Genomic DNA, 201 nt, shown 5'->3' with positions numbered 1-201 from the left:
CTGGGTTTAGAACGTCGTGAGACAGTTCGGTCCCTATCCGCTGTGCGCGTAGGAGTCTTGAGAAGGGCTGTCCCTAGTACGAGAGGACCGGGACGGACGAACCTCTGGTGTGCCAGTTGTTCTGCCAAGGGCATGGCTGGTTGGCTACGTTCGGGAGGGATAACCGCTGAAAGCATCTAAGCGGGAAGCCTGCTTCGAGAT

At 57.7% G+C, this 201-nt stretch carries 1 rRNA gene (only partly in view); it reads left to right on the top strand.

Going from position 1 to position 201, the window contains the following annotated elements:
- A 23S ribosomal RNA gene (locus E7Z54_RS02155) occupies positions 1 to 201 on the top strand; its annotated part reaches 555 nt to the left of the window's first position; the annotation flags it as partial.

The sequence above is a fragment of the Nocardioides sp. genome, from assembly GCF_004803405.1.
Taxonomy (GTDB): Bacteria; Actinomycetota; Actinomycetes; order Propionibacteriales; family Nocardioidaceae; genus Nocardioides; species Nocardioides vastitatis.
The sequence above is the reverse complement of the archived record's forward strand: the minus strand, read 5'-3'. Positions and strand labels throughout refer to the sequence as shown.